Origin of the sequence: Leucobacter chromiiresistens, assembly GCF_900102345.1 — a bacterium.
GTDB classification, from domain to species: domain Bacteria; phylum Actinomycetota; class Actinomycetes; order Actinomycetales; family Microbacteriaceae; genus Leucobacter; species Leucobacter chromiiresistens.
The window spans coordinates 1,659,162-1,676,750 of the sequence record NZ_FNKB01000001.1 but is presented as its reverse complement, the minus strand read 5'-3'; the positions used below and the strand labels follow the sequence as shown (position 1 = coordinate 1,676,750).

Here is a 17,589-nt window from a genome sequence, read left to right as displayed (position 1 = left end):
CGGGCGTCAGACGCGGTGGATGCGGTCGCGCACCGCGCGGAGGTCGAGCGGCGGCGTCAGCAGCGGCGGCTCGCCGTGCATCTGCACGTGCAGGCGCTCCATTCGGGTGTCGAGCTCCGCGGCGGTCTCCGCGGCGTGCTTCAGCTCGCGGATCATGGTCTCAGGCACCTGGCGCTCGTACTTGTAGTAGATCTTGTGCTCGAGGCTCGCCCAGAAGTCCATCGCGATCGTGCGGAACTGCACCTCGACGGGCACGTCGACCCGTCCCGTGGAGAGATAGACGGGCACGGAGATAATCGTGTGCAGGCTCTTGTAGCCGTTCGACTTCGGGGTCTCGATGTAGTCCTCGACCTCGAGCACCGTGATGTCGTCCTGCTGCGTGAGCAGATCGAACAGCTGGTAGACGTCGCGGATGAACGCGCAGGTGACCCGCACGCCCGCGATGTCGGAGATCTCCGTGCGGATCACGTCGAAGTCGGTGCCGATCCCGCGGCGCTCGAGCTTCGCCACGAGGCTCTCCACCGATTTCACCCGGCTCGAGACGTGCTCGATCGGGTTGTACTCGTGCATGTGGAGGAACTCCTCGCGCAGAATGGCGAGCTTCGTCTCCACCTCCTCCATCGCGAAGCGGTACTCGAGCATGAACCGCTGCATCTGATCGCCGAGGGTGCGCAGCGCGCTCGGCGAGATGGTGATCTGATCGTCGGCGGGGTCTTCGCGCGCGTCGTGATTCGGCGCGGAGGCCATCGGGGTACTCATGGCTTCAGGCTACCCCTCGGTCGCATGCGCGACCTGAGTTCGGGAGCACGATCCGCTCACGCACCGTCGTGCTCCGCGCGGAAGACGTGCACGAGCGCGTTCGCGTGCCCGTGCCCCATCCCCTGCTCCTTCAGAAACGCGACCTGCTCCATGTGCGCTCGGCCGGCGAGCGGGCGCAGCCGCTCGATCCACGCCTCGATGCTGAGCCCGTACTTCTGCTCGATCGACGGGAAGTACGATTTCGGACCCCTGACCTGCTCCGTCATGGTCGCCTCCTCCTCGAGTGCCATCGCGCGCGGCCGACCGAGTGGGCCGTCGCACCGCCACGGTAGCACGGCGACCTCCTGATGCGAGCAGACGGCCAGCAGACGGCGAGCGCCGGGCTGGCGGCGGGCGGCGGGCGGGCGCAACGCGAGCGGGCAGTCGGCAGTAGGCTGGCTCCTGCATTCCACGAGGGCGGCCGCGCGACACCGACCGCAGAGCAGGGGGAACCATGACCGAGCCCGAGCGCGCGGCGGCACCCGCCGCTTCCGCGGCGACGCACCAGCAGCGCGGCTTCTTCGGCCACCCCTGGGGCCTCGCGAACCTCGCGGGCGTCGAGATGTGGGAGCGCTTCAGCTTCTACGGCATGCAGGGCCTGCTGGCCTTCTACATCTACTACTCGCTCTCGCAGGGCGGCCTCGGCATGTCGGAGGCGGCCGCGACCTCCATCGTCGGCGCGTACGGCGGTCTCGTCTACCTCTCCTCGGTGCTCGGCGGCTGGGTGGCCGATCGCGTGCTCGGGGCGGAGAAGACCCTCGTGGTCTCCGCGGTCGTGATCATGATCGGGCACATCGCCCTCGCCGTGCTCCCCGGGGTCGTCGGGCTGGGCATCGGCCTCGTCTGCGTGGCGCTCGGGGCGGGATCGCTGAAGACCACCACGTCCACCGTGCTCGGCGACCTGTACGAGCCGGGCGACGTGCGCCGCGACGCCGCCTTCTCGATCTACTACATGGGCGTCAACATCGGCGGGTTCATCGGCCCGATTCTCACGAGCCTCGTCTGGGGGTGGCAGGGCTTCCACTGGGGGTTCGGCCTGGCCGCCGTCGGCATGGCGCTCGGCCTGCTGCAGTACCTGCTCCTGCGTCGGCACACGGTCACCGAGGGGGGCTCGCGCCCCACCAATCCCCTCACGCGGGCGGAGCGCGTGCGGTGGATCGCGATCGTCGCGGGTGCGGCCGTCGTCGTCGCAGGCGCCGCGCTGCTCGGGCTGCTGCGCGCCGAGAATCTCTCGGTCGTCGTCGTCGCGCTCACGATCCTCTCGGCCGTCGCCGTCTTCGCGGTGATCGCGTCGAGCTCGCGGGTGAGCGCCGAGGAGCGCAGCCGGGTGTTCTCGTACATCCCGCTCTTCATCGCGTCCGCGGTGTTCTGGACGCTCTTCCAGCAGCAGTTCACCGTGCTCGCGATCTACGCCGATCAGCGTCTCGACCGCAACGTCTTCGGCCTCGAGATCGCCCCGAGCGTCGTCACGTCGATCAATCCCGTGTTCATCATCATCTTCGCGGGCGTCTTCGCGGCCATGTGGACCCGGCTCGGCGAGCGCCAGCCGAGCACCCCGATCAAGTTCGCCCTCGGCACGATAATCATGGGGCTCGCATTCCTCGCCTTCATCCCCTTCTCGGGCGGCGCCGACGGTTCGGTCCCGTTCATCGCTATCGTCGTCATCCTGCTGCTCTTCACGTTCGCGGAGCTCTGCATCTCCCCCGTCGGCCAGTCGCTCGCGACGAAGCTCTCGCCCCACGCGTTCCACTCGCAGATGGTGGCGCTCCACTTCATCTCGATCGCGCTCGGTTCGGCGGCCGCCGGCGCGCTCTCCGGCTTCTACTCGACGGACGACGAGGTGCCCTACTTCCTCACGATCGGGCTGATCTCGATCGCGGTCGGCATCGTGCTCGTCTTCGTGCGGGCGCCGATCCTGCGCCTCATGCGCGGCGTTCGCTGACGGGGTCGCGGCGCGGCGCCCCGCGGCGGCGCGGCGAGCCGTGAGCGGTCAGTAGGGTGCACTCGTGCCCGGCATCATGCGCTGTACTGGCCGGCGAACGGCGGCCACCGGCTCAATGCACCCAGAAGCGCCGGCTCAATGCACGGAGAAGCCGCCGTCGACCGGGATCGCCTGACCGGTCACGTACGCAGCGCCGGGCCCCGCGAGGAACACGGCGGGCGCGGCGAAATCCTCGGGCGCGCCGTTGCGCCCGATGAGCGTGCGCGCCTCGAGCGCGCGCACCGCCGCCGGGTCCGATGCGAGGCGCTCGTTCAGCGCAGTGCGCACGAACCCGGGCACGAGCACGTTCGCGGTCACCCCCCGCGGTGACCACGCCTCCGCCTGCGATCGCGCCAGGGCTTCGACACCGGCCTTCGAGACCCCGTAGGCGCCGCTCGAGGCGAACGGGCGCTGCGCCTGCTGCGAGCTGATGTGGATGATGCGCCCGTAGCCGCGCTCCGCCATGCCGGGGGCGAGACGCTGGCCCAGGATGAACGGGGCGTCGAGGTTCACGCGCATCGTCGCATCCCACACCTCCTCGGTGAGGTCGGGCAGCGGCGGGCGCAGGTTGACTCCGGCGGAGTTCACGAGCACATCGACATCGCCGACACGGTCGGCGAGCGCGTGAGCGCCGGATCGCGCGGCCAGATCCGCCACGATCCCCTCCGCCGCCCCGCCCCGCCCGGCGATCTCCGCGACCGCGGCGTCGAGCGTCGCCCGCGTGCGGGCCGCGACGACGACGTGCGCGCCGGCGTCGGCGAGCGCCACGGCGATGGCGCGGCCGATCCCGGAGCTGCCGCCCGTGACGAGCGCCCGACGGCCGTCGAGTGAGAACAGGTCGCGCAGTGCCTCGTGATGCATGAGGTCACTCTAGCGACGCGCGGCGCGCGGACGCGATCAGACGTTGAACCGCCACTCGCAGACGTCGCCGTCCTGCATCACGTAGTCCTTGCCCTCCATGCGGGCCTTGCCCTTCGCGCGCGCCTCGGCGACCGAGCCCGCCTCGACGAGGTCGTCGAACGAGATGATCTCGCCCTTGATGAAGCCCTTCTCGAAGTCGGTGTGGATCGCGCCCGCCGCCTGCGGCGCCGTGGCGCCGCGCTTGATCGTCCAGGCGCGCGCCTCCTTCGGGCCGGCCGTCAGGTAGGTCTGCAGCCCCAGCGTCTCGAAGCCGACGCGGGCGAGCTGGTCGAGGCCGCTCTCCTCCTGCCCGATCGATGCGAGCAGCTCCGCGGCGTCCTCCGCGTCGAGCTCGATGAGCTCGCTCTCGATCTTGGCGTCGAGGAAGATGGCCTTCGCGGGAGCCACGAGCGCCGACAGCTCGTCGAGCTTCGCGCGATCCTGCAGCACCGTCTCGTCGACGTTGAACACGTACAGGAACGGCTTCGCGGTGAGCAGCCCGAGCTCCCGGATCGGCTCGAGGTCGATGCCCGACTGCGAGAGCACCTTCCCGTCGTTGAGCGCCGCCTGCGCCGCCTTCGCCGTCTCGACGACCGAGGCGTCGATCTTCTTGTTCTTGAGCTCCTTCTCGAAGCGCACCAGCGCCTTCTCGATCGTCTGCAGATCGGCGATGATGAGCTCGGTGTTGATCGTCTCCATGTCGCTGGCCGGGTTCACCGCGCCGTCGACGTGGATCACGTCGGGATCGGAGAAGCCGCGCACCACCTGGGCGATCGCGTCTGCTTCGCGGATGTTCGCGAGGAACTGGTTGCCGAGCCCCTCGCCCTCGCTCGCGCCGCGTACGATGCCCGCGATGTCGACGAAGCTGACGGGCGCCGGGAGGATGCGCTCCGAGCCGAAGATCTCCGCGAGCGCGTCGAGCCGGCGATCGGGCAGATTGACCACGCCGATGTTCGGTTCGATCGTCGCGAACGGATAGTTCGCCGCGAGCGCGTCGTTCTGCGTCAGAGCGTTGAACAGCGTCGACTTGCCGACGTTGGGGAGACCTACGATGCCGATAGTGAGAGCCACGGGAGACGAGTCTACGCGGCTCCGGGGCGCCCCGGCGACGAGCGCGGCGGCGCCGGGGCGACGAGGATCGGTACGGCCGAGGCGTCAGGCCGGCGTTCCGCGCAGTATGGACGTCATCTTCTTGCCGCGGGCGACCTCGTCGACCAGCTTGTCCAGGTACCTGATCTGCTGCATGAGCGGATCCTCGATCTCCTCGACGCGGATCCCGCAGATGACTCCGGTGATCAGGTTCGCGTGCGGGTTCATGCGCGGCGCCTCGGCGAAGAACGTGCGGAAGTCGGTCTCGTCGGCGACGATGCGCGCGATCGCCTCCGCGTCGTAGCCGGTGAGCCAGCCGATCACCCGATCGACCTCCTCGCGGGTGCGCCCCTTGCGCTCCGCCTTCGCGACGTAGTGCACGTAGACGCTGCCGAAGCTCGTCGAGAAGATGCGATGCTCGGTCATGCGGTGCCTCCGATCCGACTGGCGCGGTGCCGCCTCCATTGTCGCACCGCGCGTCAGTGTCAGGGGCGCGCGTCAGTGTCAGGGGCGTGTGTCAGAGTTGATGCGTGCCCGTCGACTTCACCGCCATCGATTTTGAGACCGCCAACAGCCATCCGTCGTCCGCGTGCTCGGTCGGCATGGTGCGGGTGCGGGCGGGCGCGGTCGTCGATCGCGTCCACTGGCTGATCCGGCCCCCGGCCGGCCACGACGCCTTCCTGCCGTTCAACACCCGGATCCACGGCATCACCGCGGCGATGGTCGCCGAGTCCCGCGACTGGGCCGGGCAGCTGGCCGAGCTGCGGGAGTTCATCGGCGGCGACGTCGCCGTCGCGCACAATGCGAGCTTCGACATGGGCGTGATCCGCGCCGCGTGCGCCGAGACCGTGACGCCGACGCCGCGCCTCAAGTACCTGTGCAGCGTGCAGGTGTCGCGCAAGACCTACGCGATTCCGTCGCACCGGCTCCCCCTCTCCGCCGCCGCGGCCGGGTACGGCGAGTTCGCGCACCACGACGCGCTGGCCGATGCGGAGGCGTGCGCGGCGATCATCTCCGACGCCGCCGTGCGCCACGGCGTCGACTCCGTACCCGCGCTCGCGAAGCAGACGGGCGTGCGCATTCAGCAGCTGAAGGCGATTCCCCTGAAGCTGTGACGGGCGCGAGTACGCTCGTCGTATGCGGGTGACGGGCGGAGGCGCGAGCGGGAGCGTACGCGGGGGCGCGGGCGACGGCGCTCGTGCTGCGGGCGCTCGTGCTGCGGGCATTCGCGGGGCCCGGGTGACGCGAGTGCGTCGCGCCGGGGCGCTCGCGGCCGTCGTGCTGCTCCTGAGCGGGTGCGCGAGCTGGGGCCTCACCCAGCGCGAGTGGGCGGCGACGCTCGAGGCGAGCGACGGCGTCGTCTCCGCCGACTGGCGCTACCAGAACAACTGGCCGAGCAGCAGCCCGCGCTACGATGCGACCATCGTCGTCGAGCGAGGCGTCACCGTCGACGAGGCGCGTCGCATCGCCGATGCGAGCTGCGCGACCGAGACCCGCATCGACGGCCTCACCATTCGCACGGACGACGCACCGGCCTCCGAGGGCACTGACGACGCATCGGGCTCCGAGGGCTCGGACGAGGCACCGGCCGAGGGCTCCGTCGAGCTCCGCACGGAACGATCGTGCGCCTCGCGCGCCGACCTCGAGCGCTTCGCCGGCGCCGTCGACGCCCTGAACCGGCTCCCCGACGCGACGGGGGTGCGATTCTCGGTCGACCGCACCGCTCGCCACGATGGTGCCGGCGCCAAGCAGCTCACCGTGCGCGTCACGGCGCCCGACGAGGAGGCGCTCGGGTCGATCCTGCCCGCGCTGCACGAGGCCGCGGGAGACGACGGCCTCGCCCTCACCGCGGAGCGCATCGGCGCACAGGGAGGCGCCGGCACCACGGTCGAAGCGATCCTGCCGCCAGGCGCGCGCATGGACGACCTCATGAGCCTCTTCGCGCTCGCGACGCGCATCGACCACCGGCGCATCTCCCTGACCGATGCCTCGATATCGGTCTCCGCCTCCTCGACTGCGGCTGCGGAGACGGACGCGGCCGCAGAACTCGCCGCAGCGGGGGCGAGACTCGGCATCGACACCCGGGTCGCGTTCGACACCGCCGGCGCGTCCGGCGAAGCAGGCGGCTCGGATGCCGCGGGCGGGTCGAGCGCCTCGGGCGCCGATGCCGAGGCGGCCCGGGCCGCCGCGCTCGAGCGGCTGACCGAGGTGCCGGGCGGCGCGGTCGTCGAGCACGTCGCCGTGGGCGGCGAGCTCTCCGTTCGCACGCAGGGCGCCGGCGGCGTGGAGGCCGCGGTGCGCATCATCGCGGAGACACCCGAACTCGGCGGTGAGTACCGCGTCCATGCGCCCGAGAGCGATGGCCTGTTCTGGGTCGCGATCCGGGCCGGATCGCCCGCCCCCGACGTCGCCGATGCGGCGACGCGGTCCGGGCTGAGCATGCGGGAGCGCATCCCGTCGATCGATCGCACCATCGTGTCGCTCACCGGCGACGAACCGGAGCTGACGGTGTATCTGCGCGATTCGAGCGCCGAGTCGGTAGCGGCGGCGCGCGGCACTCTGGAAGAGGTCGCAGCGAGCGGGGTGTTCGGCGAGGTGCGGCTCGCCGCGGACGGCATCGATTTCGATGATCAGGTCGTGCCTGCGCCCTGAATGTCGGCGGTGCGTGAGACGGTACTTCTGCACACCCACTCCTCCTCGAAACACGGTGCTCCATGAACACACTGACGATCGCGCTGCTGAGCGCCAACCTGCTCCTCCTCATCGCCGTGCTCATCGTGGTGCTGATGCGCACGGGGCGCCGGGTCGACGCCACGTCCCCCTCCGGCGACCTGCGCGCGCTCCCGGCCGAGATCCGGCAGGATCTCTCGGCGCAGCGCGCCGAGATCGGGCAGTCGCTCTCGGGCATCACGGATCGCCTGCACACGAGCGCGCAGGCGACGCTCGCGTCGCAGAACACCCTCCGCGCGAGCGTCGAGGCCCGCTTCGACGATCTCCGAGCCGCGAACGACGCGAAGCTCGAACAGGTGCGGGTGGCGGTCGGCGAGCAGCTGCAGCAGCGCTTGAAGGCGTCGCTCGACGAGAACGCGCGCCGCGTGCAGGCGCTCGGCGAGGTGCACGTCGCGAAGCAGGCCGAGCTGCAGGCCGTGCTGCGGGAGGAGCTCGAGAAGCTGCGACTCGGCAACGAGGCGAAGCTCGAGAAGATGCGCGAGACCGTCGACGAGAAGCTGCAGGGCACGCTCGAGCGCCGCCTCGGCGAATCGTTCCGCCTGGTCAGCGATCGGCTCGAACAGGTGCAGAAGGGGCTCGGCGAGATGCAGACGCTCGCCTCCGACGTGGGCGGCCTGAAGCGCGTGCTGACCAACGTGAAGAATCGCGGCAGCTGGGGCGAGGTGCAGTTGGCCCGCCAGCTCGAAGACATGCTGACGCCCGAGCAGTACGCGGAGAACGTCGCCGTGCGGCCGAGCTCCGCCGAGCGGGTCGAGTTCGCCGTGAAGCTGCCCGGCCGCGGCGACGACCACGAGACGGTGTGGCTGCCGATCGACTCCAAGTTTCCCCAGGAGGACTACGAGCGTCTCCTCGAGGCGCAGGAGGGCGGCGACCGCAGCGCGGTCGAGGCGGCGAGCAAGGTGGTGGAGCGCGTCATCATCACGCAGGCGAAGCTGATTCGCGACAAGTACCTGGAGCCGCCGCACACGACCGACTTCGGCATCATGTACCTGCCCACGGAGGGCCTGTTCGCGGAGGTCATCCGGCGCCCGGGCCTCACGAGCAGGCTGCAGTCGGAGTTCCACGTCACCGTCGCCGGGCCGACCGTGCTGATGTCACTCCTCAACAGCCTGCAACTCGGGTTCCGCACGCTGGCCATCGAACGACGCAGCTCCGAGGTCTGGCAGGTGCTCAGCGCGGCCAAGGGCGAGTTCCAGAAGTACGGGCAGGTCTGGGAGAAGCTCGGCAAGCAGCTCGCCACCGCGCAGAACACGGTGAGCGAAGCGGGGCGCCGCACCCGCGCCGTCGAGAAGCGACTCCGCGCGGTCGAGACGCTGGAGCCGCAGGGCGCGGCCACCGCGATCGACGAGCTCCTCCCCGGGGCGGAACGCGACGGCAGTGAAGCATTCTGGGACGACGAGTGAACGCCCGTTGACGCCGCGGGCGGCAGTACGCGGGTGCGGCCGCGCGGGCGCAACGCCGTGCGCTAGCGTAAGACCATGGCCTCTGACGCGCTCTCGCGCGCCGCGCATCACGGTGCGGCTCCCTCCCCTCGCCCGACGACACCGCTGCGGCTCCTGGCCCTCGACATCGACGGAACGCTGATCGACAGCGCCAAGCAGATCATGCCGTTCACGCAGCAGGAGGTCGCCCGAGTCGCTGCGACGGGCGTGCATCCGGTGATCGTGACGGCGCGCGCCATCAACGCTTCGCTGATCATCGAGCGCAAGCTCGGCGTCGCCGCCTCCCACATCGCATTCGGGGGCGGCACGGTGCACGTCCGCACCGGCAGCGGGCTGACCGTGCTCGAGGAGCACCCGTTCGAGCGTTCCGACGTCGCGCTCATGCTCGACGCCGCGAACGGCGCCGATGTGCACATCGGCGTGTACACCGCGACGGAGTGGCACGTGAGCGACCTCGGGTTCTGGGGGCTGCGCGAAGCGCGCAACACGTCCATCTGGCCCGACTCGGTCGGCGACGGATCGCCGCTCCGGGCCCCCGCCGATGCGGTGTTCAAGCTGATGTTCCGCGGCCTGCCCGAGGCGCTCGCACCGATCAAGGAGACGATCGACCGCGAGCTGCCGGGCGCGTTCGCGCACCTCTCCGCCCGCGTGCTCGAAGTCACGACGTCGCGCAAGCACGGAGCCCTCCGGGCGTTGAGCGATCATCTCGGCATCGCACCCCACGAGGTGATCGCCTTCGGCGACACCGAGGCCGACGTCCCGATGCTCGAAGCGGCCGGTGTCGGCGTCTTGATGGGCAACGCCGATCCCGCGCTCCGAGTCGCGCCGCACGTCGAGCGCACCCTGTCGAACGATGAGGAGGGCGTGGGGCTCAGCCTCCGCAAGCACTTCCCGACCGACGCGCCGTTCCGCATCTGACGCGGGGCCCGCACGGCGCCCGGCTCCGCTCACCGCCTGTCGCCGCCGCCCTGCGTCGCCCTGCGCCGATGCACACCTCTTTCACCGAACCACCCGGGAATCACAGGTGCATCGGTGAGAAAGGGGTACAGCGGCGGAAAGGGGTGCTGCGGCGAGAAGTGGCGCGACCCCGAACGAGGCGCAGCCGAGCACCCCGACGACGCGGGCGCCGCTGCACCGAGAATTCACCGAAGCACCCGGGAATCACAGGTGCATCGGTGAGAAAGCGGTGCGTCGGCGAGAGTTCGCCGAGCCGCGGCGCGCACGCGCGCTTTCACGCCAATGGGCACGCGCGCACCCGAACGCGCCGACGCCGACAACCGCGCGCACGCACGCCGACGAGCACGCCGGAGCGCGCCCGCGGTGGGCTAAGACCAGCGGTTGGGGTCCATGTCGCTCGTGACGTGGCGGATGGTGCCCGAGTGGGCGCGCATCACGATGCTCTCCGCGCGCACGAACGGCCCGTTGCGCTTCACGCCGTCGACGAACTCGGCGTCGGTGATGCCGGTCGCGACGAAGTAGCAGTTGTCGCTCGCGACGAGATCGTTCGCCTCGAGCACGCGGTCGAGGTCGTGGCCGGCGTCGAGGGCGCGCTGGCGCTCCTCGTCGTCCTTCGGCCAGAGCCGGCCCTGGATCACGCCGCCCAGCGCCTTCACGGCGCAGGCCGTGATGATGCCCTCGGGGGTGCCGCCGATGCCGACGCACAGGTCGATGTTCGAGTCCCAGCGCGCCGCGTTCACGCCGCCGGCCACATCGCCGTCCATGAGCAGTCGGGTGCCCGCGCCGGCCGCGCGGATCTCGGAGATCAGCTGCTCGTGGCGCGGGCGATCGAGCACCGCGACGCGGATGTCCGACACATCGACGCGCTTGGCCCGCGCGAGCGCGCGGATGTTCTCGCCGATGGGGCGGCGAATGTCGACGACGCCGACCCCGATCGGGCCGCACACGAGCTTGTCCATGTAGAAGACGGCCGAGGGGTCGTACATGCTGCCGCGGTCGGCGACCGCGATGACGGAGAGCGCGCCGGGGCGCCCCTCCGCGGTGAGCCGGGTGCCGTCGATCGGGTCGACCGCGACGTCGCACTCGGCGCCCTCGCCGTTGCCGACCACCTCGCCGTTGTAGAGCCAGGGGGCGTCGTCCTTCTCGCCCTCGCCGATCACGACGGTGCCGCGCATGTTGACGGTCGAGAGGAAGCGGCGCATCGCGTCGACCGCTGCGCCATCCGCTGCGAGCTTGTCGCCGCGGCCGATCCACGGCGTCGAGCGCATCGCCGCCGCCTCAGTAGCGCGTACGAGCTCCATTGCGAGGTTGCGATCGGGCTGCCATTCGCCCAGCGAATCCGGTTCAGTCATGCCTGCAAGCCTACCGCGTAGACTGGTGCGACGAAGCGGACCCCAACGAAGTCAAGGAGCGCACATGCCCGTCGCAACACCGGAACAGTACGCCGCCATGCTCGACGCCGCGAAGACCGGAGCGTTCGCGTTCCCCGCGGTCAACGTGTCGAGCTCGCAGACCCTGAACGCCGCCCTGCAGGGCTTCGCGGAGTCGGGATCGGACGGGATCATCCAGGTGACGACGGGCGGCTCCGACTACCTCGCGGGGCACACGGTCAAGAACCGCGCGGGCGGCGCGATCGCGTTCGCGAAGTACGCGGAGGAGGTCGCGAAGGCGTACGACGTGACGGTGGCGCTGCACACGGACCACTGCCCGAAGAACGCACTCGACGACTTCCTGCTGCCTCTGGTCGCGGCGAGCGAGGCGCGCGTCGCCGAGGGCGGCCTCCCCTACTTCCAGTCGCACATGTGGGACGGCTCGGCGGTGCCCCTGCCCGAGAACCTCGAGATCGCCCAGGAGCTGCTCCCCCGGCTCGCGGCGATGAACGTCGTGCTCGAGGTCGAGATCGGCGTCGTCGGCGGCGAGGAGGACGGCGTCAGCCACGAGATCAACGATCAGCTGTACACGACGCTCGACGACGCGGTGGCGACGGTCGAGGCGCTCGGTCTCGGCGATCGGGGTCGGTATCTCACGGCGCTCACCTTCGGCAACGTGCACGGCGTGTACAAGCCGGGCGGGGTGTCGCTGCGGCCCGAGCTGCTCGCGGAGATCCAGCAGGGCCTGCAGGCGAAGTACGGCACCGGCGAGAAGCCGCTCGATCTCGTCTTCCACGGCGGATCGGGCTCCTCCGCCGAGGAGATCGCCGAGGCGGTGCGCAACGGCGTCATCAAGATGAACATCGATACCGATACGCAGTACGCCTTCACGCGCGCACTCGCGGGCTACATCTTCACGAACTACGACGGCGTGCTCAAGATCGACGGCGAGGTCGGCAACAAGAAGCAGTACGACCCCCGCGCCTGGGGCAAGGTCACGGAGTCGGCGATGGCGGCCCGAGTCGCGGTCGCCGCCGAGCAGCTCGGCTCCGCCGGGAAGTCGGTGAGCGCGTAGTGGCTCTCTCCAGCGACGACGCACCGCAGGCGCAGCCCGCGGAACGCCCGCGCCCGGCCTACGGCGAGCTCGCTCCCGAGGGCTGGGAGTGGACGCCCGAGACGAGCGACGGCGCGCGCGCGAACGAGTCGGCGCCCGCGGGCGGCCGCTCGGGGTCGCCCGTGACCGGGGTGCCGCACAATCTGGGCGCGCGGGGCGACGGGTCGGCTCCCGCGTCGGCGCCGTCGGCAGCCGCTCCGGGGTCGGGGTCGGGATCGGCGGCGGGGTCGCGCGATCCCGAGCCGTACCGCGCCGCCGCGCCTCAGGCTCCGCGCGAGTCGATGCCGCCTCGGGCGGCCGAGCCCTCGGCTGCGCAGAACGGGTACGGGGCGCCGCAGCGGAAGCCGCGCACTGCGGATCGCGTGATCACGATCATCCTGCTCGTTCTGGGCATGTTCGGGTCGCTGAACTTCGCGGGATCGATGATGAGCCTCCCGGCGAGCTTCTCCCTCATGGGCTCCGCGTTCGAGATCGACGGCTTCACCGTGCCCGCGTGGGTCGGCACTGTCGGCACCGTGACGGCGATCGCGATCTTCGCGGTCTTCGCGGTGAGCCTCATCTTCTCGATCCAGCGGATGCGCGCCCGCAAACTCGCGTTCTGGGTGCCGCTCACCGCGGGCGCGATCGTCGTCGTCGGCACGATCATCGTGACCACGGTGGTGCTGCTCAACGTTCCCGAGCTGATGAGTGCGGCCTCGGATCCGACCGCGATGCAGAAGCTGCTCGACTCGCTGTCGGAGATGAGCCAGCCCTGACGGCGCGCGCGAGCGCTCGATCGGGAATCGGGCGCTCCCGCACCGCTACTCGCACCGCACCGCCCGCACCCCGACCCGCCCTGCGCGCGGCACGGGAACGCGGCCTCAGCGCGCGCGACCGCCCAGTGCGCGGGCGTCGCGATTGCCCGCGGCATCCTGCCGCAGCTCCTTCGGCAGCGAGAACACCAGGTCCTCCTCCGCGGTGACGGCGGCCTCGACGTCGCCGTAGCCGGCGTCGGCGAGGTCGTCGAGCAGCTCCTGCACGAGCACCTCGGGCACCGAGGCCCCGCTCGTCACGCCGATCGTGCGCACGCCGTCGAGCCACTCCTGCCGCACCTCGCTCGCGAAGTCGACGCGGTGCGCGGCGCGTGCGCCGTACTCGAGCGCGACTTCCTTCAGGCGCACCGAGTTCGACGAGTTCGCGGAGCCGACGACGATGACGAGGTCGGTCTGCGGGGCGATCTGCTTGACGGCGACCTGGCGGTTCTGCGTCGCGTAGCAGATGTCGTCGCTCGGCGGGTCCTGGAGGTTCGGGAACCGCTCGCGCAGGCGGCGCACGGTCTCCATGGTCTCGTCGACGGAGAGGGTGGTCTGCGACAGCCAGACGAGGCGGTCGGGGTCGCGCACCTCGAGGCCGTCGACGTCGTCGGGCGAGTTCACGATGGTGATGCGGTCGGGGGCCTCGCCCGCCGTTCCCTCGACCTCTTCGTGGCCGGTGTGGCCGATGAGCAGGATGTCGAGGTCCTGCTTCGCGAAGCGCACCGCTTCGCGGTGCACCTTGGTGACGAGCGGGCAGGTCGCGTCGATCGCGTGCAGCCCGCGCACCGCGGCCTCGTCGACGACCGCGGGCGAGACGCCGTGCGCCGAGAAGACGACGTGCGCGCCCGGCGGCACCTCGTCGACCTCCTCCACGAAGATCGCGCCCATCTGCTCGAGCGTGCGCACGACGTGCACGTTGTGCACGATCTGCTTGCGCACGTAGACGGGGGCGCCGTAGCGCACCAGTGCCTTCTCGACGGCGACGACCGCGCGGTCCACACCGGCGCAGTACCCGCGGGGGGCCGCGAGGATGACCTTCTTCGCCCCCGCCACCGGGAGATCGCGCAGACGCCCCGCCTGCCGGCGCAGCCGGGGCATCGCCAGCGTCACCACGGGTGCGCCGATCGTGCGCTGATCTCGCACCTGGGTGTCGTTCATGCGCCCGATTCTACCGCCGCCATCTGCGGGGATCCGGGGTGCGGCGGCCAGCCCGCGGAGCGCCCGCCGCGGGCTGGCTAGGCTGGACGCATGGCAGACGCAGCATCGGCGGGCCCGGCGACCCGCGACTCCCCGTGGCCGGTCGCGGAGATGAGCGAGAAGATCGCCGCGTGGATCGACCGCCTCGGCCAGGTGTGGATCGAGGGCGAGGTCACGCAGTGGCAGGTGCGCGGCGGCCACGTCTACGGCAAGCTCCGCGACCTGCAGCAGGACGCCACGATCAGCTTCACGGTGTGGCGGTCGGTCGCGCAGCGGCTGACGAGCGACTTCGCGCAGGGCGACCGCGTGGTGGCGCTCGTGAAGCCGAACTTCTGGGTGAAGGGCGGATCGCTCACGGTGCAGGTGCTCGACATCTCGCACGTCGGCATCGGCGAACTGCTCGAACGACTCGAGCGGCTGCGCCGGCAGCTGCAGGCGGAGGGCCTCTTCGACGCGGATCGCAAGCGGCGACTGCCCTTCCTGCCGGGCCGCATCGGGCTGGTCACGGGGCGCGATTCCGACGCCGAGAAGGATGTCGTGCGCAATGCGACGCTGCGCTGGCCGGGCGTGCAGTTCACGATCCGCTACGCCGCGGTGCAGGGGGATCGCGCGGCCGCCGAGGTGACGGCCGCCATCGAGGCGCTCGACCGCGACCCCGAGGTCGACGTGATCGTCGTCGCGCGCGGCGGCGGCGACTTCCAGAACCTCCTCCCCTTCAGTGACGAGCGCGTGGTGCGCGCGGCGAGCGCGGCCTCCACGCCGATCGTGAGCGCGATCGGGCACGAGGCGGATCGCCCGCTGCTCGACGAGGTCGCCGATCTGCGCGCTTCGACGCCGACGGACGCGGCGAAGCGCGTGGTGCCCGACGTCGGCGAGGAGCTGGCGGGGCTCGACCAGGCGCGCGCCCGGCTGACGACCCGGCTCGGCCAGATGCTCGCCCACGAGACCGATCGCATCGCGCAGCTGCGCGGCCGCCCCGTGCTCGCGGCCCCGGTTCGCCTCGTCGACGAGCGGGCGGAGGAGCTCGTGCGGTGGGTCGCCCGCGGCGCCGAGCTCGCCGACCGCGCCGTCGAGGATCGTCGGCGGGCGCTCGTGGAGGCGCGGGGCCGGTTGAACGCGCTCTCGCCGCGCGCCACCCTGGAGCGCGGGTACGCGATCGCGCAGATCGTGTACGGCTCGGGGGCGCCCGGCGCCGTGCTGCGCGATCCGGCGGAGGCCCCGGCGGGCACCGCGATCCGGCTCTCGCTCGCCGACGGGTCGCTCGACGCGGTGGCGGTCGAACCCCGGTAGCGCGGGGCGCGGGGGCGCATGGGCGCCGGGCGCCGGTGCGTGCCATACTGCTGGGCATGGCGAAAGCACGGAAGCCCGGCACCGATGACGGAGCCCGAACGCCCGAGGCCCCCGAGCCGTTCGGCGTGCTCGACGAGCTCGACGAGCGGCTGATCGTGCTGCTCGAGCGCGACGGACGCATGAGCTACTCCGACCTCGCCAACGAGGTGGGGCTGACCCCCGGCGGTGCGCGTGCGCGGGTGAAGCGGTTGCAGGAGCGCGGCGTGGTGCGGGTGCTCGGCGTGACGAGCCCGAACGCGGTCGGCCTGACCAGCATCGCGAGCCTGCAGATCGAGGTGTCGGGCGACATCGACGCGGTGGCCGACCGCATCGCGGCCGTCGACGGGGTGCGCTACGTCGTGCTCGGATCGGGGCGGTTCAGCATTCTGGTCGAGGTCTACGCGACGACGCCCGCCGAACTCTTCACGCTCATCAACCGGCAGATCCGCGAGATCCGCGGCGTCTCGCACATCGAGACGTTCCTCTACGACTCGGTGCACACGCACCGGCCGATCTTCCCGCTGCTGAACGGGCGGTGACGCGCAGGCGCCCGCCCGTTCTGCGCGCGGGCGCCTGCGCTCCGCCGATCAGTCGCCGGCGCGCCGGGCGACGAGCCCGAGGGCGCGGGCGAGCTCGGCCGATCGGTCGATCACGTCGGTCTGCCAGTCGGTGAGCTCCCGCGTGGGGGAATCGCCGATCGAGAGGGCGAAGGGATCCTCGACGCCGGTGCGCACGCCGCTCAGCGCCTCGAGCACGGCGACGCCGCAGAACGGCACGTGCACCGCCGAGTACCCGCCCTCGTGCGAGAAGACGATCCGGCCGTCGCACGCCTCGTCGGCGATGTCGAGCAGCCGCTCGGCGATGCCGCGGAAGCCCTCGGAAGTGACGCTCATCCGCCCGAGCGGGTCGAGCGCCGAGGGGTCGAATCCGCTCGAGACGAGGATCAGGTCGGGCGCGAACGCGGTGATCGCCGGGCGGGCGACCTCGTCGACGGTCGACCAGTACGCCCCGTCGCCCGAGCCGGCGGGGAGGGGCACGTTGATGTTCGTCCCGGCGCCCGCTCCCGCGCCCTGCTCGTCGACGAGGCCGCTGTCGACGGGGAAGAGGCGATCCTGGTGCACGGAGATGGTGAGTACGTCGGGGTCGTCCCAGTAGATCTTCTGCGCGCCGTTGCCGTGGTGGACGTCGTAGTCGAAGATCGCGACGCGGCGCACGCGCCCCGCAGCGCGCAGCGCCTCGATCGCGACGGGGATGTTCGCGAACAGGCAGTAGCCGCGCCCCTGATCGGGCTCGGCGTGGTGCCCGGGCGGGCGCACGAGCGCGTACGCGTTGTCGACGACGCCGTCGAGCACCGCCTCGGCCGCCGCGAGCGTGCCGCCCGCGGCGAGCCGCGCGAGGTCGTACCCGCCGCGCCCGAACGGCGAGAAGCCGTCGCCCGCGTCGCCGCCCGCGTGCTCGGACTGCTCGCGGATCCGCTCGACGTGCTCGGCGGTGTGGACGCGCAGCAGGTCCTCGGCCGAGACCTCCCGCGCTGGGATGCGCACGAGCGAGTCGAGCAGGCCCGACACCTCGACGAGCCCCGCGAGGCGCGCCTTCGACTCGGGGCTCTCGAAATTGCGGTAGGGCTGCACGAATCCCCCGGAGGGGTAGATCCCGGCATGCGTGCCCGTGTCGTGCCATGCGTACCGTTCGTGCCAGACGTATCCGGTTCTGCGCTCCATTGCGTGTGTCCTTCCAGCTCGTCGCGGCCGGTCGCGCCCGATGGCGTCCGCGCCGGTCGGCACCACCGTAGCCCAGCGGATTCACGATCCACAAACAAATATCGCTCTTCGGTGTCGAAATATAAATGAAACAATCGAAGCGTTGACTTTTGGAGCGCCACCGTGGT

The 17,589-nt window shown here is 71.1% G+C and carries 17 protein-coding genes; 9 read left to right on the top strand and 8 right to left on the bottom strand.

Going from position 1 to position 17,589, the window contains the following annotated elements; translation table 11 throughout:
• Nucleotides 1-6 precede the first annotated feature (6 nt).
• Together BLT44_RS07705 and BLT44_RS07700 are read right to left on the bottom strand one after the other, a co-directional pair.
• A complete protein-coding gene (locus tag BLT44_RS07705; RefSeq protein WP_040504999.1) occupies nt 7-759 on the bottom strand; it encodes a GTP pyrophosphokinase in 753 nt (250 codons plus the stop codon).
• 56 nt (nt 760-815) lie between these two features.
• Nucleotides 816-1,025, bottom strand: a complete 210-nt coding sequence (locus BLT44_RS07700; protein WP_010157714.1) for a DUF4287 domain-containing protein — start codon at nt 1,023-1,025, stop codon at nt 816-818.
• A gap of 227 nt (nt 1,026-1,252) precedes the next feature.
• On the opposite strand from BLT44_RS07700, the gene BLT44_RS07695 reads away from it, so the two are divergent.
• The gene (locus BLT44_RS07695) at nt 1,253-2,740 is read left to right on the top strand and encodes a peptide MFS transporter (RefSeq protein ID WP_010157716.1); all 1,488 of its coding nucleotides are present in this window, start codon (nt 1,253-1,255) and stop codon (nt 2,738-2,740) included.
• A 135-nt stretch (nt 2,741-2,875) separates the two neighbouring features.
• Here the strand turns inward: BLT44_RS07695 and BLT44_RS07690 are convergent, their stop codons facing one another.
• The 3 genes from BLT44_RS07690 to BLT44_RS07680 form a co-directional block, all read right to left on the bottom strand.
• Complete coding sequence (locus BLT44_RS07690; RefSeq protein WP_074690102.1) at nt 2,876-3,640, bottom strand: SDR family NAD(P)-dependent oxidoreductase; 765 nt, start codon at nt 3,638-3,640, stop codon at nt 2,876-2,878.
• A gap of 36 nt (nt 3,641-3,676) precedes the next feature.
• Nucleotides 3,677-4,750, bottom strand: coding sequence for a redox-regulated ATPase YchF (ychF, locus tag BLT44_RS07685; RefSeq protein WP_010157719.1), 1,074 nt, complete (start codon nt 4,748-4,750; stop codon nt 3,677-3,679).
• An 84-nt stretch (nt 4,751-4,834) separates the two neighbouring features.
• Entirely contained in the window at nt 4,835-5,194 is a 360-nt protein-coding gene (locus BLT44_RS07680; RefSeq protein WP_010157720.1) for a DUF2200 domain-containing protein, read from the bottom strand.
• Between the two features lie 104 nt (nt 5,195-5,298).
• Here BLT44_RS07680 and BLT44_RS07675 point away from each other — a divergent pair, with 104 nt between their 5' ends.
• From BLT44_RS07675 to BLT44_RS07660, 4 genes are all read left to right on the top strand, one after another.
• Nucleotides 5,299-5,883, top strand: coding sequence for an exonuclease domain-containing protein (locus tag BLT44_RS07675; RefSeq protein ID WP_010157721.1), 585 nt, complete (start codon nt 5,299-5,301; stop codon nt 5,881-5,883).
• A 124-nt stretch (nt 5,884-6,007) separates the two neighbouring features.
• Nucleotides 6,008-7,420, top strand: coding sequence for a hypothetical protein (locus BLT44_RS07670; protein ID WP_010157722.1), 1,413 nt, complete (start codon nt 6,008-6,010; stop codon nt 7,418-7,420).
• A gap of 62 nt (nt 7,421-7,482) precedes the next feature.
• Nucleotides 7,483-8,901, top strand: a complete 1,419-nt coding sequence (locus BLT44_RS07665; protein WP_010157723.1) for a DNA recombination protein RmuC — start codon at nt 7,483-7,485, stop codon at nt 8,899-8,901.
• A gap of 75 nt (nt 8,902-8,976) precedes the next feature.
• Nucleotides 8,977-9,858 carry an HAD hydrolase family protein gene (locus BLT44_RS07660; protein ID WP_010157724.1) on the top strand — a complete coding sequence of 294 codons (882 nt, stop codon included), beginning with the start codon at nt 8,977-8,979 and terminating at the stop codon, nt 9,856-9,858.
• A 407-nt stretch (nt 9,859-10,265) separates the two neighbouring features.
• Here BLT44_RS07660 and glpX read toward each other — a convergent pair whose 3' ends face one another.
• Entirely contained in the window at nt 10,266-11,249 is a 984-nt protein-coding gene (glpX, locus tag BLT44_RS07655; protein ID WP_010157725.1) for a class II fructose-bisphosphatase, read from the bottom strand.
• Between the two features lie 64 nt (nt 11,250-11,313).
• Between glpX and fbaA the strand changes: the two genes are divergently transcribed.
• The gene (fbaA, locus tag BLT44_RS07650; protein WP_010157726.1) at nt 11,314-12,342 is read left to right on the top strand and encodes a class II fructose-bisphosphate aldolase; all 1,029 of its coding nucleotides are present in this window, start codon (nt 11,314-11,316) and stop codon (nt 12,340-12,342) included.
• The gene (locus BLT44_RS07645; protein WP_074690100.1) at nt 12,342-13,136 is read left to right on the top strand and encodes a DUF6264 family protein; all 795 of its coding nucleotides are present in this window, start codon (nt 12,342-12,344) and stop codon (nt 13,134-13,136) included. Before fbaA ends, BLT44_RS07645 begins: the two co-directional genes overlap by 1 nt.
• A gap of 105 nt (nt 13,137-13,241) precedes the next feature.
• Here the strand turns inward: BLT44_RS07645 and BLT44_RS07640 are convergent, their stop codons facing one another.
• Entirely contained in the window at nt 13,242-14,273 is a 1,032-nt protein-coding gene (locus BLT44_RS07640; RefSeq protein ID WP_040505561.1) for a 4-hydroxy-3-methylbut-2-enyl diphosphate reductase, read from the bottom strand.
• Nucleotides 14,274-14,423: 150 nt separating this feature from the next.
• Here BLT44_RS07640 and xseA point away from each other — a divergent pair, with 150 nt between their 5' ends.
• Both xseA and BLT44_RS07630 read left to right on the top strand, forming a co-directional pair.
• Nucleotides 14,424-15,662 (top strand): exodeoxyribonuclease VII large subunit, encoded by a 1,239-nt coding sequence (gene xseA, locus BLT44_RS07635; protein WP_074690098.1) that lies wholly within the window; start codon nt 14,424-14,426, stop codon nt 15,660-15,662.
• 56 nt (nt 15,663-15,718) lie between these two features.
• Complete coding sequence (locus tag BLT44_RS07630) at nt 15,719-16,240, top strand: Lrp/AsnC family transcriptional regulator (protein ID WP_029608389.1); 522 nt, start codon at nt 15,719-15,721, stop codon at nt 16,238-16,240.
• A 48-nt stretch (nt 16,241-16,288) separates the two neighbouring features.
• On the opposite strand, the gene BLT44_RS07625 is transcribed toward BLT44_RS07630, so the two are convergent.
• Nucleotides 16,289-17,422: a class II histone deacetylase gene (locus BLT44_RS07625; RefSeq protein ID WP_010157731.1), complete on the bottom strand. Its 1,134-nt coding sequence runs from the start codon at nt 17,420-17,422 to the stop codon at nt 16,289-16,291.
• Between the last annotated feature and the right edge of the window lie 167 nt (nt 17,423-17,589).

Excerpts from the sequence above, each read along its gene's own strand:
- BLT44_RS07705 (WP_040504999.1), bottom strand. The coding sequence starts at position 759 with ATGAGTACCCCGATGGCCTCCGCGCCGAATCACGACGCGCGCGAAGAC.
- BLT44_RS07700 (WP_010157714.1), bottom strand. The coding sequence starts at position 1,025 with ATGACGGAGCAGGTCAGGGGTCCGAAATCGTACTTCCCGTCGATCGAG.
- BLT44_RS07695 (WP_010157716.1), top strand. The coding sequence starts at position 1,253 with ATGACCGAGCCCGAGCGCGCGGCGGCACCCGCCGCTTCCGCGGCGACG.
- BLT44_RS07690 (WP_074690102.1), bottom strand. The coding sequence starts at position 3,640 with ATGCATCACGAGGCACTGCGCGACCTGTTCTCACTCGACGGCCGTCGG.
- BLT44_RS07680 (WP_010157720.1), bottom strand. The coding sequence starts at position 5,194 with ATGACCGAGCATCGCATCTTCTCGACGAGCTTCGGCAGCGTCTACGTG.
- BLT44_RS07665 (WP_010157723.1), top strand. The coding sequence starts at position 7,483 with ATGAACACACTGACGATCGCGCTGCTGAGCGCCAACCTGCTCCTCCTC.
- BLT44_RS07660 (WP_010157724.1), top strand. The coding sequence starts at position 8,977 with ATGGCCTCTGACGCGCTCTCGCGCGCCGCGCATCACGGTGCGGCTCCC.
- glpX (WP_010157725.1), bottom strand. The coding sequence starts at position 11,249 with ATGACTGAACCGGATTCGCTGGGCGAATGGCAGCCCGATCGCAACCTC.
- fbaA (WP_010157726.1), top strand. The coding sequence starts at position 11,314 with ATGCCCGTCGCAACACCGGAACAGTACGCCGCCATGCTCGACGCCGCG.
- BLT44_RS07640 (WP_040505561.1), bottom strand. The coding sequence starts at position 14,273 with ATGCCCCGGCTGCGCCGGCAGGCGGGGCGTCTGCGCGATCTCCCGGTG.
- xseA (WP_074690098.1), top strand. The coding sequence starts at position 14,424 with ATGGCAGACGCAGCATCGGCGGGCCCGGCGACCCGCGACTCCCCGTGG.
- BLT44_RS07630 (WP_029608389.1), top strand. The coding sequence starts at position 15,719 with ATGGCGAAAGCACGGAAGCCCGGCACCGATGACGGAGCCCGAACGCCC.
- BLT44_RS07625 (WP_010157731.1), bottom strand. The coding sequence starts at position 17,422 with ATGGAGCGCAGAACCGGATACGTCTGGCACGAACGGTACGCATGGCAC.